Here is a 15,699-nt window from a genome sequence, read left to right on the forward strand (position 1 = left end):
CCCCAATATTAATCTTCCACCATATCTTCAGCTTCCTTCAGCTTGACAGATAAAATCTTGGAAACACCTGCATCCTCAACGGTGACACCATACATGGCATCTGCTGCTTCCATTGTGCCTTTTCTGTGAGTCACCACGATAAACTGGGTGTTGGCAGAGAATTTCTCCAAAAAGCTCCCAAATCGGCCTATATTGGCCTCATCCAACGGAGCATCAATCTCATCCAGCAGTGAAAATGGCGCTGGCCTGTACTGGAGGAATGAAAACAATAAAGCTACTACAGTAAGAGCCCGTTCGCCTCCTGAAAGTACTGCAAGATTCTGTTTCTTTTTATCAGGAATCTGAACAACAATATCAACCCCGGATTCAAGGACATTATCCTTGTCCTTTAACAGTATCTTTCCTTCTCCGCCACCAAACAACCGGATAAATGTATCGTTAAAGAAAACATTAATTTTATTGAAGGCCTCTTTAAACTGTCTGGTCATGGTTGCATCCATCTCACCAATTATTTTTAAAAGGTCTTTCTTGGCGGCTATAAGGTCATCTGCATTACCCGCCAGGAATCCATGACGCTCAACAAGCTCCCTATATTCTTCAGGTGCATTCGGGTTCACGGTCCCCAAGGAATTGATATCTTTTTCCAGGCGCCTTAACTCCCGCTTGAGTACTGACGGTTCCATATCCGGCACCATATCAGCTGCCCGTTCAGGTAATATTCCATATTTTGAGAGCATCTCCTGCTGCAGCTGGTCCAAATCATAATCAGTTCGTGAGCCCTCAAGCTCCAGGGCATGAAGCTCATCCTGAATACCATTTAAACGCCGCTGTGATTCCTTGATTTCCTTTTCATTCTTCTGGCTTTCTACCAGCTTTTCCATCCGATTGTCATATATTTTTTTGTATTCATCCTTGGCTACAGCAAAATCATCCTGCAGCTGCCGGGTCTTTGTGATTAAAACGCCAATTTGATTTTGGCTCTGTTCCAGTTCATCATCCAGACGCCTTATTTCCTTTTCATTCTGGGACAATGTCTCCTGATTTCTTGTAAGCTCACGCTGACAAAGCAATATTTTTTCCTTTATCCGCAAAATATTCTGTTCATGGACAGTTTGCTGATGCTCCAGCCTGTTGGCTTCCTCTGATACTTCATCAGCTTCTTTGTCCAATTCATCATATTCTGCAATAAGTCCTGTAAGCTTATTTTTTAAATCAGCATTATCGGCCTGCTGGCGGTCGAGCTCCCGTCGTAGGAGAGTTGCCCTTTCCTCCCTGGCCGAATAGTTTTCCTGTGCATTGACCAGCGCTTCATTAACAGATGTCATTTCAGCCTTTTCCCTGGCAAGCTCGTCCTCCAGGGTTGCACAGCGGAGCTGCTGCCCCTGCACCTCCATCTCCATACGATGAAGCTCGTCTTTCAAGCCCAAAAGCGTTACGTCTGTATCTTTTTTTTCCTGCTGAAGCTGACCATATTTTTCCTTCAGCTGTTGGGCTTCCCTGGTGAATATATCCTTCTGTTCCCTCAGATCCTTTATCTCACCCTGACGGTTTAAAAAACTGCTTTCCCTATGCTGGTGACTTCCTCCTGTCATGGCTCCCCCGGGACTGAGCAGCTCGCCTTCCAGGGTAACTATCCTGAGCCGTTGCCCCATCCTCTTGTTGAGCCTGACTGCATTATCCAGTGTATCCACCACAAGGGTTCGTCCCAAAAGAAAATCCACAACATCCTTGTACATTACTTCACTGCCCACAATATCCTTGGCCCAGCCAATAACTCCGCTGACATCTGCCGGCAGCTGTTCTTGATTCTGACGCACCACAATGGAGGACAACGGTAAAAAAGTAACCCTGCCCAATCTGTCCCGCTTTAAATATGCGATAGCTTCCTTGGCGGTATCCGTATCTTTTGTAACTATATTCTGCAGCCCAGCTCCCAAGGCAGTTTCAACAGCAGTAATATATTTACCCGGTACATCCAACAGCTCTGCTACTGTACCACATATACCATTACGCCATGGTGCCTTGCTGGTCAACACCTGCTTTACAGCCTTACCAAAGCCTTCATATGACTGCTGTAATTTCTCCATTATCTGCAGCCGGCTGATGATTTTCTGCAGTCTGGTATCATTTTCATTCTTCTTGCCGGTAATTTCTTCAAGCTGCCCATCTATTGACTCCATCTTCTTTTCTGTCTGGGCAATTGTCATTTCCTGATTGCTTTTTTCAGTCAATGATTTTTGGACAGTTACCGCAAGAGTATCCTTCTGCTTTTCCATTTCAGCTATGTGTGCTGAAATGGTCTTAAGCTTTTCACCTTGACTGCTCCTTACCTCACCATCATTTGCCAGGTCACGCTCCAAAATCATTAACTCACTGCTTTTTTGATTTAATATTTGGAGATCTTTTTCCAGTTCCACCTCAATGGAACTACGCTGATTTCGCCTCACCTGCAGGTCTTCTCTAAGGACCTTGGCTCTCTGACGGCATTTGGTAATCCGTTGGATAACATCCTCCAAGGTTTTTTTAGATTCAGCCCCTCCCTGCTCTGCCAGCTCTATGTCGGCTTCAGCTTCCTTGGCTGCAGCATTCAGTTCATTTATCTGCTGAGTCAAAAGCTGTCGCGATGTCTTGCCTTGACGGCGGCGTTCCTCCAATACCTTTATATCACTTTCCGCCGATTCAATTTTTCCATGAAGTTCATTTTTCCTATTGGCAATACTCTCCTGCTCCTTTTCAAGCTCCAATATTACCTTATTGAACTGTTCCTTACGGGTTTCAGACAACTGTAATGCCGTTTTGGCAGCAATTTCCTGGTCCTTTTTCTCATTGATGGCTACACTTTGTTTTGCCTTTTTCTTGTTTAGCCCCAAAAAACCAAGATATATTTCTGCCAGACTGTACTTTTTTAACTCTTCCTGCAGGCTATTATATTTTTCTGTTTTTTCGGCACTGATTTTCAGTGGTTCCAATCTGGTCTCTATCTCACCGATAATATCCTGTACCCTGAGAAGATTAGCCTCTGTATCCTCCAGCTTCCGCATGGATTCCTTTTTGCGGTTTCTATACTTTGTAATCCCGGCAGCTTCCTCAAAGAAAAGCCTCTTCTCCTCAGGACGGGCATTTAGTATATCATCAATCTTATTCTGACTAATAATCCCCATACTGTCATGACCAATACCTGTATCTGCAAACAGATTTATAATATCCTTAAGCCGGCATCTCGCCTTGTTTATATAAAACTCACTGTCACCATTACGAAACAATCTTCTGGTGATTTTGACCTCCTGAAAATCGACAGGAAGTGTCCCATCATTATCAAATGTCAGTGAAACCTCAGCGACTCCCATAGCACGGCGGGAGGAGCTGCCATTAAAGATGACATCCTCAGCCTTAGTTCCACGAATATTACGGACATTCTGCTCCCCTAACGCCCACTTGACTGCATCGGAAATATTGCTTTTCCCGCTGCCATTTGGTCCAACAATTGCTGTTATTCCTTTATCAAACTCTACTTCTATCCTATCTGCAAATGTTTTAAATCCATATGCTTCCAGTCTTTTTAACTGCAAAAAAAACACCAACCTGAAATATAATAGTTAAACCATACCTTGTTATACCGGAAAATAAGCCCTGAAAAATTTATCCTTCCGCTAAATTTCGGTCTTATTTTACCGCACTCATTGTATTATAACGCTTCAGAGAGGTTTTTGCCAATAGGCATAAATCTCAGGGAAAAAAAACTGGTGTGCCTAACGACACACCAGTCTATCAATTCAAAAATTATTTTGCAAGCATTGCCATCATTGTTCCAGCAGCAACTGCAGTACCAATTACACCAGCAACATTAGGTCCCATAGCGTGCATCAGAAGGAAATTGGAAGGATTTGCCTTCTGGCCAACCATCTGGGATACACGGGCAGCCATTGGAACAGCGGATACACCGGCAGAACCAATCAACGGATTAATCTTACCACCGGAAAGACGGCACATAACTTTACCGAGCAACAATCCGGCAGCAGTACCACCTGCAAAGGCCAACAGACCAAGTAAAATAATCTCGATGGTCTGTACAGTCAAAAAGCTCTCAGCATTCATGGTCATACCAGTACCGGTAGCCAGGAAAATGGTAACTATGTTACAAAGAGCATTCTGGGAGGTATCTGACAGACGATCAGTTACTCCGGACTCACGGAACAGATTACCAAGCATCAGCATACTGATAAGAGCAGCTACCGGTGGAAGCAGCAAGGAAATAATAATTGCTGCCGAAATAGGGAACACTACTCTTTCAAACTTGGTGACACTACGCAACTGATCCATTTTGACAGCCCGCTCCTCCTTGGAGGTCATGAGCTTCATGATAGGTGGCTGAATCAATGGTACCAGAGACATATAGGAATATGCCGCAACTGCAATGGCACCCAAAAGATTTGGAGCCATCTTGGAAGCCATGTAAATAGCCGTAGGACCATCAGCGCCGCCGATAATACCAATAGCAGCAGCCTCCTGGGCAGTAAAGCCTAAAAGCATTGCACCGGCCAGGGAAATGAATACACCAAACTGTGCTGCCGCACCCAAAAATAAGGTATTCGGATTAGCCAATAAAGGACCAAAATCAGTCATGGCACCAACGCCAAGGAAAATCAATGGAGGGAATATCTCAAACTGAATACCATAGTGAATGAGCTGCATTACACCAGGATCCTCCAAAAAACCAGTGCGTGGAAAATTTGCCATGATACAGCCAAAGGCAATAGGAGCCAGCAGCAATGGCTCAAATTCCTTGACAATTGCCATATACAAAAGCACCATGCCCACCAAAATCATTATAAAATTACCGACGGTAAAGGACGCAAAACCACTATCCAACCATACTGACTGAATTGATGTTACAAATGCGCTTAGAATATCCATTAATCTTCAGTCTCTCCTTATTTTTTCATTTTAATACTTTAATACTGGTCAAGCCTTCAATACGCGCCACACCAGTCCACCCTGGACGATTGGCAACCCTGATGGCCTTAACCTGTGAAAAACCAACACCAACAGATGCCAATCCCGCTGCTATAGCAGCAACAGTCTTACTGGCAATACCCTTCTCAATTGAAGGAGATAAAGTCTCAGTTGCTCCTGCTTTTGAACCATTTAAAATTCCCATTAGATATCAGCTCCTCTTATTTATTCTTCTTACTACTAGTCAAGCCCTCACTGCGTACCGCACATGTCCAACCTGGACGATGAGCCACCCTGATAGCCTTAACCCGTGAAAAACCAACACCAACAGATGCCAATGCTGCTGCAATAGCCGCAACAGTTTCACCAGAAATGCCCTCCTGCACAGAAGGAGCTGCTGCCTTAGGTGGTAAAACCTTTGGTGCATCTACCTTAGGTGTATCTGCTTTTGGTGCTGCCGGTGAAGGCTTTACCGTTGGATCGATTGCATGAATCAAACGAATATAAAGACTTAGCACAAACAACACCGCAAAAACAATTGTCATATTGATCAACATAATAACAATTGGATTTGACACTTGAGTATCCATACTCACACCGCCTTCTCATAAAATAAAAATCATTGCCACTGACTTCAGCATTAATTGACACTTTGGAAGTCAAAACAGGACCTTTCAATGATTTATCATACAAAATACTATTACATTATAACAGAATTAAATATTTCTTAAAAGGACCATATAGGCATAATTTTATAAACGAAATGAATTATATCATATTTTTCAATTTATTTACATACAACGAACGATATAGTTTATTCTCGCCAAGTCCGGCGACAATACAGCGAACTCCTATTTTTTCTGACAGCAGTACATTTTTCCAGGAATCAGGGGCATTACCGGCCATATCGTTTGTGGCATGTTCCCCCCCAACCAGCATCATAGGCCGCAACAGCACTTTCCTGACGCCTTTCGCTTTTAATCGCCTGATAACATCCTCCAGGGTAGGATAGTCATTCGCTTCAACAACACCTATATGAACCGGTAGATTATTGTCATCCGCATAAGCCTGAATAAGTTCATATACAGGATTGTGCGTATTGGGTGAGCCATGTCCCATAAGCACAAGCTCCTCATCCTCTTTCAGGGAATCCAGTTCCATCAGGATCTCGGCAACACCGGCATAATCAGCAGGTTTTGACCCTGTCAGCACCGGCTCCATTACCTTCAGCTCCCGGAAGGAACCTTTTCGTGCCTTTGCAACTGACAATATTTTGTTGTTGAATTCCTCCCCAGGAGTCAAATGTGTTGGAAGCACAACTACCTTTTGGTAGCCAGCCTCAGCAAGATTGCCCAGAACATCTTCCAAAGTCCCATAATATATTCCCTCCGCCGCCAGCTTTTTAATCAAAAATCTGCTGGTCCAGGCTTCAACAACATCGTAATCCGGAAATTCAGCATGGATATCATCAATTACTCCATCTATGCATTTATTTTTGGTAATCGGATCTGAAACTCCAAAACTGACAACTACAATCGCCTGTTTCATTGGCGTGCTCCCTGCTCTGCCACCACTACAGCTGCTATTTCATGGCATATCTTATCAAGCATTGACTGGTCAGGCCCTTCAGCCATTACTCGGATGAGAGGTTCTGTCCCGGAAGGACGGACCAGAATACGGCCATCACTACCCAATTCTTTTTCCCCAGACCTGATAGCTTCCATGATTTTGGTGTTTGTCTCCCAGCCTTCTTTTGTAGCCACTGCCACATTTACCAGCAGTTGCGGATAACTTACCATCATTTCATTCAGCTCGGATGCTTTTTTGCCACTGCGCTTAATGGCTGACAAAACTTGAATAGCTGTCACAGGCCCATCACCGGTAGTATTGTAATCGGTAAAAATTATATGCCCTGACTGTTCGCCACCCAGCTTATACCCATTGGCCAGCATATTCTCCAAAACATATCTGTCACCAACCTTTGTGATCTCAGCCTTTCCACCAAGCTCCTTAATAGCCTTATGGAAGCCGATATTGGCCATAACAGTTGTAACAACTGTATTATGTGTCAATGTACCCTTGGCCATCATTTCCTTGGCGCACATAACCAGAATATGATCACCATCTATAATATTACCCTTTTCATCTACACACAAACAGCGGTCAGCATCCCCATCATGGGCTATACCAAAATCAGCCCCAAGGCCTACCACAGCCTTCTGTATACGGTCCATATGGGTTGATCCACAGTTATCATTAATATTCCTGCCATTAGGTGCATTATTAAGTACTATAACATCAGCTCCCAGGCGGTTAAGTACCATTGGCATAACCTCATATGCAGCGCCGTTGGAGCAGTCCAGTACGATTTTCATGCCATCAAAACGCTCCTTGCAGGTGGACAAAATGAAATCCTTGTATTCATTTATATATTCATGGCGATAATCTATATATCCCATTTTGGCTCCGGTAGCCCGGGGATAATCATCTCCAGCTTCTATTTTCCTGACAATTCTTTCCAGCTCATCCTCTACGGAATCAGGCAGCTTATATCCATTACCACCAAAAAACTTGATACCATTATCATGGAACGGATTATGTGATGCTGAAATAACAATTCCTGCCTGGGCCTTTTTCTTTTTAGTAAGATATGCAATAGCAGGTGTTGGTATCACTCCAACAATAATTGCCCTGCCACCGGCTGAACATATTCCGGCACACAAGGCAGCCTCAAACATCTGACCGGAAATTCGGGTATCGCGCCCGATCAACAGTTTTGGCATGGTGTCAGAATTCTCGCCAAAATATAAAGTAGCAGCCCGGCCAAGACGATATGCCAGCTCAGGAGTTAATTCAACATTAGCTTCTCCCCGCACACCATCAGTACCAAATAATCTAGCCATAATCTACAAACCTCCATTGAATAATATCACATTCATTTAGTATGACTCTTTTTGCCTAAAAAAGCAAGTGCCGCATTTATGCCATCAACTGCCGCACTCATAATCCCGCCGGCATAACCAGCGCCCTCACCAACAGGATAAAAGCCTGATAATGATTCAGATTCATAGGTATCCCGATTCCTTATAATACGACAGGGAGCTGATGATCTTGACTCTATCCCGGTCATTACAGCCCCTGGATTATCAAAGCCTTTTATTTTGTGACCAAAATACGGCAACGCCACAGTCAACATATCACTGACAAAGTTTGGGAGACACTTATGCAGGTCTGCCGGTTTTACGCCGGGCCGGTACGATGGCACAGTCAAATAGCTCTTGGAGCCCCGACGCCCTTCCAGAAAATCACCTACTGTCTGCACAGGAGCATAATAATCGCCGCCGCCCAGCTCAAAGGCCATTCGTTCCCATTTGCGCTGGAACTCTATTCCCCCCAACACATGTTGAGCAAAATCACTGGTAGAAACAGTCACCAGCAGCGCAGAATTTGCTACACCTGAATTGCGCTGATAGTTGCTCATACCGTTGGTTACTACTCCCCCGGATTCAGAGGCAGCTGCTACCACCTGTCCACCGGGGCACATGCAAAAGGAATATACTCCCCGCCCCCTGGTCTTATCGTTATAGGTCACAGCATAATCCGCCACAGGTAACAAGCTGTGTCCAGCCGCATCACCATACTGGGACATGTCAATCAATTCCTGAGGATGCTCTATTCTGACTCCAACGGCAAAGGGCTTTGCTTCCATACTCAGACCTGCATCATACAACATTTTATAAGTATCCCGCGCTGAATGACCTATGGCAAAAAAGGCAGCCGATGCCGGAACCAGCTGTTCCCCATTAACTAACAGCCCCCTTAATGACCCATCGCTGTTTTTCTCCAAACCGGTAACCTGATTCTCAAATCGCACTTCACCGCCCAGGCTTATAATTTTTAGTCTGATATTCTTAACCACCTTACGCAAAATATCAGTTCCAATATGAGGCTTATGAAGATATTTTATATCCCCAGGTGCCCCTGCAGCAATAAAATCATCCAATACATTGCCTATTAACGGATCACTGACCCGAGTAGTCAGCTTGCCATCAGAAAATGTACCGGCTCCCCCTTCACCAAACTGAACATTGGAATTGGCCTGGAATGATCCCCCCTGCCAAAAAACCTGAATATCCTGGTGGCGCCGGTCCACATCACGGCCACGCTCAAGAACAATTGGTCTGTAGCCCGCCCTGGCTAATGTGAGGGCCGCAAACATTCCGGCAGGACCGAAACCAACTACAACCGGCGACTGCTCATCAGCAGCAGGAGGCAGCCATTCCTTTTGCTTGGCGGCAACAGGAGCGACTCCAATATTACGGTCTTTTTTGAACCGGGCCAGCAGTTTTTTCTCTGCACCACCCACTTCAATATCAATTATATATACAAACTTGATGCTAGCCCCCTTATACCTTCTGGCATCTATCGCTTTACGAACAATTACCACCTCACTTACAGAGTGAGGTGGTAATCCCAATCGTTTTTCAGCCAAAATACCAAGAGGAGTTTCATCTTCAAAGGAAACATTGAAATTCTGAATCCTGATCACGGTGTTGCCCCTTTCTTGCTGTCACCTTTTTTGATTATTACTTTTACAGATGCTTTTTTTACAGGTGCCAATATGCCATCAGGCAATACCAGCGTTACATCCCGTGTTATATCACTATTATTGGCAGCATCAATGGAAAAGGTTTCAGTGTTAATTTCACTGATCCCCCCCAGCTGCGCTGCCTTACCTGTTATTTCCATGTGCTCCGGCTGGACTGTAACAGAATCTATAACATATCCGTCCCCTGGGGAGCCATTGTACACCGCCTTAATAGGAACAACCTTCTTATCCACATCTGTCATTATCTTTGCCATTACACCAATTTCATTTGGTACGACAGTGACCTCATCAACCCTGTCACCATTCCCATCCAATGGTATCAACTTGACATTGCTCTTAAAATCAACCGTGTTATTTCCAAGAGATACATAGCCCACTACCCTGGCAACCTTTGACAGATTACTCTTAGGGCCGGAAACGACCACATGATCCTTGTCAGGAATTATCTTTTCCAATGCACTGCGAGGCCCGGTATTACCGGAAACCTGAATATCTACAGCAATACTTTTCTCAATGATTTCCTCCATTTTAACCTCTATGGTCTGATCGGAAATATCTATTATCTCAAAGCCCTGTGGTACTACTACCCTGACTTTAATGGTATTAGTTCCCTCGCTTGCATCCTCAAGGTCCACAAAGGCCTTAAAATCATTGGAGCTGACAGATGTAAAGGACGAACGGGGAGCCTTTACCCTGACGGTAATTTCATTTAGCCCAAGCTCTACCTTGTAATTATCCGGCTCATTTATAGTGTACACAGGAATAGTAAAGGTTGTATTGACCGGAGGATTCTGCTCATTCATTACAAATCCCCAAAGGACAATTGCAGCTATGAGGGCCAATATCTTGGCAGGAAGATTTTTTCTGAATAAATTTTTTAAACTATTTATCATTTTTCTTCCTCCAATTAGCTATTATGTCCTTAAATTTAATGCTGTGCTTTTCCTCCAGGAAAAGTGGACGCAGACGCTGACGCAAGCTGTCATGGTTCATGTTACGCCTTATACGGCCGTTTTCAGCAATTGATACAACACCTGTTTCCTCACTGACGATAATAATCATCGCATCACACTGTTCTGACAAGCCGATGGCTGACCTATGCCGTGTTCCCAATTCACTGCTCAGGGACCTGTCATCCGTCAATGGCAGATAGCAGCCAGCCGCCAGCATACGCTTTCCCCGTATTACCGCAGCACCGTCATGCAACGGTGTGTTTGGAATAAATACATTCATCAGGAATTCCGAGGTTACCAGTGCATCTATTTTTATACCTGTATCAATAATCTCATTTATTCCCACATTCTTTTCAATTACAATCAGGGCACCAATTTTTTTTGCGGCCATATTAAAAACAGCCTTATCAATTTCATTTATCAGGGTTTTGGCTTCCTCATCGTTAAGATATGCATCTATTCCCAGGAATTTACCCTGTCCGATACGCTCCAAGGCGCGACGCAATTCTGGCTGAAAAACTATTGGTAAGGCCACAAACAAAAGAGTAAGAGTTTTCTGCAGCAGCCATGAGATTCCGTGAAGCTCCATGATATTTGCTGCCAGGGTAACTCCCAATAGCACAATAATGCCCTTTACCAGAGTAATGGCACGGGTGTCCTGTATCAATTCATACGCTTTATATAATATTATTGCAACAATAAGTATATCTATAACATCCCAAAAGCCCACCGTACTCAACAGTCCATGGAGCTGGAACATTTTTGGCAATTCAAATGGCATACGCAAAACCCCTTAATATATTTGTACTTTATCAAATTCGAGAAAAAATGTATAAAATCCTGCAAATGCAAATACAAAAAGAATAATCCATATCAAAAATTGCATAACAGAAATGGAATACCAGTGAAAATCACATATTGATTATTATATAACAAACTAAAATGAAAACAAGCGGTAAAAGGTCCGTATTACTTTCAATATATATAAGGAAAAATACCCGCATATCATGTCACATTACATTAAAACCATGAATTGTACCTATTAAAAAAAATTATCATCGCCAACATGGATGGAAAACAAAAGGAGGGACACAAAGTCCCTCCTTTATCGACCTGGTCTTAACACCATTGTTAAACTCATGATTCAGGCAGAGCAGCTGCCCCTGCAGCTCCCTTTATCAATATTCACCGGCCACATCAATAAACCCGAAAGTATCCTCAACCTCACCAGTGTGCAGTCCATCGATAAAATCGTACATCTTTTGAGCAAATGGTCCAATTTTACCATCATTAAATACCATTTTGATATTCTGACCATCATAGCCCAATTCACCTACAGGGGAAATTACCGCTGCAGTTCCTGATCCAAAAACTTCTTCCAGCTTATTATTTTTATAGTCCTCAATCAATTCATCAGTGGAAATTCTGCGTTCTTCCACTTCATAACCCCATGCTCTTGCTACCTGAAGCACAGTTCGTCTGGTAATACCATCAAGAATAGTACCATCCAATTCAGGAGTAACAATTTTATTGTCAATTTTAAAGAGAATGTTCATGGAGCCAACCTCACCAATATATTTACGCTCCACACCATCAAGCCAGAGTGTCTGGTCATACCCCTTCTGATGAGCTAACAGTCCGGCATGAAGTGATGCTGCATAATTGGCTGGGGTTTTGGCAGCACCAAGGCCACCACGCACTGCCCTGACATAAGTATCCTCTACCATTATCTTGACAGGAGCAAATCCATGTGCATAATACGCAGCAACAGGAGACAAAATAATCAACAGCTTATAGGATTTACTTACGCTGACCCCAAGATATGGATCATCGGCAAAAATAAACGGACGAATATAAAGACTCTGTCCAGGGCCATCAGGAATCCATTCCTTTTCTATATCAATCAGCTTCATGAGCGCTTCATAAACCAGCTTTTCATCCACCTGAGGAATATCAAGAATCTTAGCCGACTTGTTGAGTCTGGCAATATGATCCTTTGCGCGAAAAACGACGGCCTTGTTTCCCTTATACCGATATGCCTTGCAGCCTTCAAAAATTGCCTGTCCATAATGTAAGGTAGTGTTGGCAGGACTAACCTGAATATCCTGATAAGGAATGATTCTTGGATCATGCCACCCCTTACCATCCTCGTAATCCATTTCAAACATATAATCCGTAAAATGAGTACCAAATCCAATTTTGGTTACATCCGGCTTTTCTTTCAAAGTATCCGCTTTAACAAAACGAATGTCTGTCATAAATATACATCTCCTATCTCTATTTACAAATATGTGTAATTTTTAATCACATTATAGAGAATTATAACGCTACAGTGTTAATAAATCAAGACTATATACTACAGTTATTCATTTTTTGTAAAATGTGGCTTCTTTCAGGGGTGCTGTTCATATTACGGCCTATAATCCGGCAACGTCTATTTCAATAAGTACACTGCCAAGGGAATTGATAATATCTGAGGCTATCAGGCCATTTCCTTTTTCAGCACCAGCTATATCACCCGCCCGGCCATGGATGTAGACTCCAACCAAAGGGGCAGCCCCAGGGCAGGTCTGCTGGACCATACCGGCTATAACTCCTGCCAGCACATCACCACTGCCGGCAGTAGCCATTCCGGGATTACCAACACCGGTAGCATACGCCCTGCCATCAGGGTACACCACAACGGTACATTCGCTTTTCACAACAAATATGGCATTGCACGCAAAGGCAGCTGCCCTGACTTTTCCCAATAAATCGCCTCTTAGCTGTTCCACGGTGATATCCAGCAAAGCTGCCATTTCACCCAGGTGAGGTGTCAAGACAGGTATCCTTTTACAGCTTCTCAACAAATCCTGTCTTCCCCGCAAGGCAAACAGTGCATCTGCGTCTATCACCAGCTGAGCCTCACTTGCCGAAATAAAATCCCTGACCATATCCATTGTTCCGGCATTCCGTCCCAAGCCCGGCCCCAGCAATACGACATCATAATCTTCAGCCTTATTCAGTAAGGGTACCAGCGCACCCCGGCCAATTTCCCCGGTTTCAGACTCCTCCACAGGCATGGTCATGATCTCCGGCAAAAGCGTTTCAAAAATATTGTTCAAACTGTCTGCACAGGCAAGAGTAACCACACCTGCACCTGCCCTAAGAGCAGCTTTTGAAGCCAATGCCGCAGCACCTGTCATCCCCCTGGAACCAGCCACCACCAGAATACGACCACATTTCCCCTTATGCACATCAAGAGCTCTTTTGCGAATGTTGGCGCTTGCAAGCTGGCTGTTTATCAGCGTCTGATTGACTGGATAGTCTGCCAAGATGCTGGCCGGTACACCGATGTCCTTTACCTGCCAAATGCCGGTATACTCCCGCCCGGGAGAAAAGAACAGTCCCCATTTAGGTGCAAACAGGGTTACTGTCACATCTGCCCTTATGGCAGTATCTGTCACCGCACCGGTGGAAGCATCCACCCCCGTGGGTACATCTATGGCTAAAACCGGGCAATCACTGTCATTTATCATCTGTATCAGGGTCTTTACATTATCTCTTAATCTACCTGAATAACCGGTACCCATTATGCCATCAATGGCAAAGTCAGAATGTGACAAATTCCGGGCCAGGCGGTTCATGGCAGCCTCCGAATCAAGGATAATTGCATCGATTCCCATGCTGGTCAGTACCTTGTAATTGGCTGCAGTGGCAGGTGACATCCTTTCTGGCATACCAACAATAAACACACTCGGAATACCACCGGCATTATAGATGTACCTCGCTGTAACCAATGCATCACCGCCATTATTCCCAGTACCGGCAATAATACATATACCTGCCCCCTCAATAAAGCCCAGCCTATCCTTCAGGGCTTTATACACACTTCGTCCTGCATTTTCCACGAGTACAATTTCCGGTAAGCCAAGCTCCTCAACAATTTTCCCGTCCACAGCCTTCATTTCCTCAGGCAGGGGAATTCGCATGCCTTCCATTTTCACCCCTCCAATACACACTGCGCTACAGCATTATGCCTTGAATGACTTATACTTATCCAAACTGATTTTACGCCCTTTTGGACAGCAAACTCCTCATACCAGCCGGATAATTTAACCATAGGGCACCCCAATGAATCATTCAGGATTTCAATATCCTGGAGCGAACCGTTACGAAGTCCGGTGCCAAAGGCCTTGAGAACAGCCTCCTTGGCTGCAAACCTTCCGGCAAAGGATTCATCACTGCCCTTGCCTCTGCTTTTACAATATGCAATCTCATCTGCAGAATAAACTCTTGTTAAAAAAGCCTCTTTAGCCACAGCTTTTTTTATCCTGTCAATTTCCACAATATCCATGCCAATTCCCAAGACCATAAATAGCTCCTGTCCGTAAATAGAAAAAGGGCTCTTCTGAGCCCTCCACATTAATAAAGTTAACGAATCGTCTGCATTTCAGACTTATCGAGGTGAACCGCACGCTCAATCAAAACCTCAACACGCCTGTTCTGTGAGCGCCCCTCCTCAGTGGTATTACTTGCAGCCGGTCTGTACTGACTGCACCCAAGGGCACTGAAACGGGCAGGGTTCATCCTTGCATCCTGTGCCAAAATGAATTTCATGAAATTAACTGCACGCATTGTACTCAATTCCCAGTTTGAAGGAAATTGTGGACTGCTGATAGGCACATCATCTGTATGTCCGGAAACCAATATTCTCTGTGGAATTGGTGCAATCAATGCAGCAATCGCCGGACCTATACGCTGTACCCCAGGAACCAGGTCTGCTGATCCTGACGGGAACAGGGCCTTTTCCTTGATCCTTATCATAAGGCCATCCTCAGTCATGGTAGTACTGAGATCTTCCTGTAACTCATTTTGTTCAATATATTGGTCCAGACTCCTCTTTACAGCTTCCAGCTGGCTGTTTTCAGCAAGGTATGCCTCTACACCACCATCCTCACTGGACACCATATCACGGGAACTGTTATTTGATGGGCCTGCCCCCTCAAAAAATGAAGGTCCGCCTAAATTAAAGGCTGAGCTAAATGCCTGAGCCATCTGTGTAAGCTTTGTTTCATCAGTCTGAGAAATAGCAAACAAACATATAAACAGTGCCAGAAGCAATGTCATCAAGTCAGAATATGGCAGCAGCCATGCCTCGGAGGCTTCTTCTTCATGGGGCTTCGGTCTTTTTTTCTTTGCCAT

13 protein-coding genes are annotated in these 15,699 nt (G+C 44.3%); all 13 read right to left on the reverse strand.

Features of this window, described 5'->3' with window-relative positions; all coding sequences use genetic code 11:
- Positions 1 to 8: 8 nt before the first annotated feature.
- The 13 genes from smc to K6C05_RS10600 all read right to left on the reverse strand — a co-directional run bounded on the left by smc (position 9) and on the right by K6C05_RS10600 (position 15,699).
- On the reverse strand, positions 9 to 3,569 hold the full coding sequence (gene smc / locus K6C05_RS10540; protein ID WP_296734537.1) for a chromosome segregation protein SMC: 3,561 nt from the start codon (positions 3,567 to 3,569) through the stop codon (positions 9 to 11).
- Positions 3,570 to 3,780: 211 nt separating this feature from the next.
- Positions 3,781 to 4,914 (reverse strand): sodium ion-translocating decarboxylase subunit beta, encoded by a 1,134-nt coding sequence (locus tag K6C05_RS10545; protein ID WP_296734538.1) that lies wholly within the window; start codon positions 4,912 to 4,914, stop codon positions 3,781 to 3,783.
- A gap of 25 nt (positions 4,915 to 4,939) precedes the next feature.
- A complete protein-coding gene (locus K6C05_RS10550; protein WP_296734541.1) occupies positions 4,940 to 5,158 on the reverse strand; it encodes a hypothetical protein in 219 nt (72 codons plus the stop codon).
- Between the two features lie 16 nt (positions 5,159 to 5,174).
- Entirely contained in the window at positions 5,175 to 5,543 is a 369-nt protein-coding gene (locus K6C05_RS10555; protein WP_296734543.1) for an OadG family protein, read from the reverse strand.
- A 178-nt stretch (positions 5,544 to 5,721) separates the two neighbouring features.
- The gene (locus tag K6C05_RS10560) at positions 5,722 to 6,501 is read right to left on the reverse strand and encodes a sirohydrochlorin cobaltochelatase (protein ID WP_296734546.1); all 780 of its coding nucleotides are present in this window, start codon (positions 6,499 to 6,501) and stop codon (positions 5,722 to 5,724) included.
- Entirely contained in the window at positions 6,498 to 7,856 is a 1,359-nt protein-coding gene (glmM, locus tag K6C05_RS10565) for a phosphoglucosamine mutase (protein ID WP_296734549.1), read from the reverse strand. The genes K6C05_RS10560 and glmM overlap by 4 nt, the downstream gene beginning before the upstream one ends.
- A 32-nt stretch (positions 7,857 to 7,888) precedes the next feature.
- Positions 7,889 to 9,502, reverse strand: coding sequence for an FAD-dependent protein (locus tag K6C05_RS10570; protein WP_296734551.1), 1,614 nt, complete (start codon positions 9,500 to 9,502; stop codon positions 7,889 to 7,891).
- Complete coding sequence (locus tag K6C05_RS10575; RefSeq protein WP_296734553.1) at positions 9,499 to 10,455, reverse strand: CdaR family protein; 957 nt, start codon at positions 10,453 to 10,455, stop codon at positions 9,499 to 9,501. Before K6C05_RS10575 ends, K6C05_RS10570 begins: the two co-directional genes overlap by 4 nt.
- The gene (cdaA, locus tag K6C05_RS10580; protein ID WP_296734555.1) at positions 10,445 to 11,296 is read right to left on the reverse strand and encodes a diadenylate cyclase CdaA; all 852 of its coding nucleotides are present in this window, start codon (positions 11,294 to 11,296) and stop codon (positions 10,445 to 10,447) included. The genes K6C05_RS10575 and cdaA overlap by 11 nt, the downstream gene beginning before the upstream one ends.
- A 397-nt stretch (positions 11,297 to 11,693) precedes the next feature.
- Positions 11,694 to 12,773 (reverse strand): branched-chain amino acid aminotransferase, encoded by a 1,080-nt coding sequence (locus tag K6C05_RS10585; RefSeq protein ID WP_296734558.1) that lies wholly within the window; start codon positions 12,771 to 12,773, stop codon positions 11,694 to 11,696.
- Positions 12,774 to 12,932: 159 nt separating this feature from the next.
- On the reverse strand, positions 12,933 to 14,495 hold the full coding sequence (locus K6C05_RS10590; RefSeq protein ID WP_296734559.1) for an NAD(P)H-hydrate dehydratase: 1,563 nt from the start codon (positions 14,493 to 14,495) through the stop codon (positions 12,933 to 12,935).
- Positions 14,496 to 14,497: 2 nt separating this feature from the next.
- A complete protein-coding gene (acpS, locus tag K6C05_RS10595) occupies positions 14,498 to 14,869 on the reverse strand; it encodes a holo-ACP synthase (RefSeq protein WP_296734561.1) in 372 nt (123 codons plus the stop codon).
- Positions 14,870 to 14,928: 59 nt separating this feature from the next.
- Positions 14,929 to 15,699, reverse strand: a complete 771-nt coding sequence (locus tag K6C05_RS10600) for a flagellar motor protein MotB (RefSeq protein ID WP_296734563.1) — start codon at positions 15,697 to 15,699, stop codon at positions 14,929 to 14,931.

The organism is Anaerovibrio sp. (genome assembly GCF_024697385.1).
Classification (GTDB): Bacteria; Bacillota; Negativicutes; order Selenomonadales; family Selenomonadaceae; genus Anaerovibrio.

Excerpts from the sequence above, each read along its gene's own strand:
- K6C05_RS10550 (WP_296734541.1), bottom strand. The coding sequence starts at position 5,158 with ATGGGAATTTTAAATGGTTCAAAAGCAGGAGCAACTGAGACTTTATCT.
- cdaA (WP_296734555.1), bottom strand. The coding sequence starts at position 11,296 with ATGCCATTTGAATTGCCAAAAATGTTCCAGCTCCATGGACTGTTGAGT.
- K6C05_RS10585 (WP_296734558.1), bottom strand. The coding sequence starts at position 12,773 with ATGACAGACATTCGTTTTGTTAAAGCGGATACTTTGAAAGAAAAGCCG.
- K6C05_RS10545 (WP_296734538.1), bottom strand. The coding sequence starts at position 4,914 with ATGGATATTCTAAGCGCATTTGTAACATCAATTCAGTCAGTATGGTTG.
- K6C05_RS10590 (WP_296734559.1), bottom strand. The coding sequence starts at position 14,495 with ATGGAAGGCATGCGAATTCCCCTGCCTGAGGAAATGAAGGCTGTGGAC.
- K6C05_RS10560 (WP_296734546.1), bottom strand. The coding sequence starts at position 6,501 with ATGAAACAGGCGATTGTAGTTGTCAGTTTTGGAGTTTCAGATCCGATT.
- K6C05_RS10575 (WP_296734553.1), bottom strand. The coding sequence starts at position 10,455 with ATGATAAATAGTTTAAAAAATTTATTCAGAAAAAATCTTCCTGCCAAG.
- glmM (WP_296734549.1), bottom strand. The coding sequence starts at position 7,856 with ATGGCTAGATTATTTGGTACTGATGGTGTGCGGGGAGAAGCTAATGTT.
- K6C05_RS10600 (WP_296734563.1), bottom strand. The coding sequence starts at position 15,699 with ATGGCAAAGAAAAAAAGACCGAAGCCCCATGAAGAAGAAGCCTCCGAG.
- K6C05_RS10555 (WP_296734543.1), bottom strand. The coding sequence starts at position 5,543 with ATGGATACTCAAGTGTCAAATCCAATTGTTATTATGTTGATCAATATG.
- acpS (WP_296734561.1), bottom strand. The coding sequence starts at position 14,869 with ATGGTCTTGGGAATTGGCATGGATATTGTGGAAATTGACAGGATAAAA.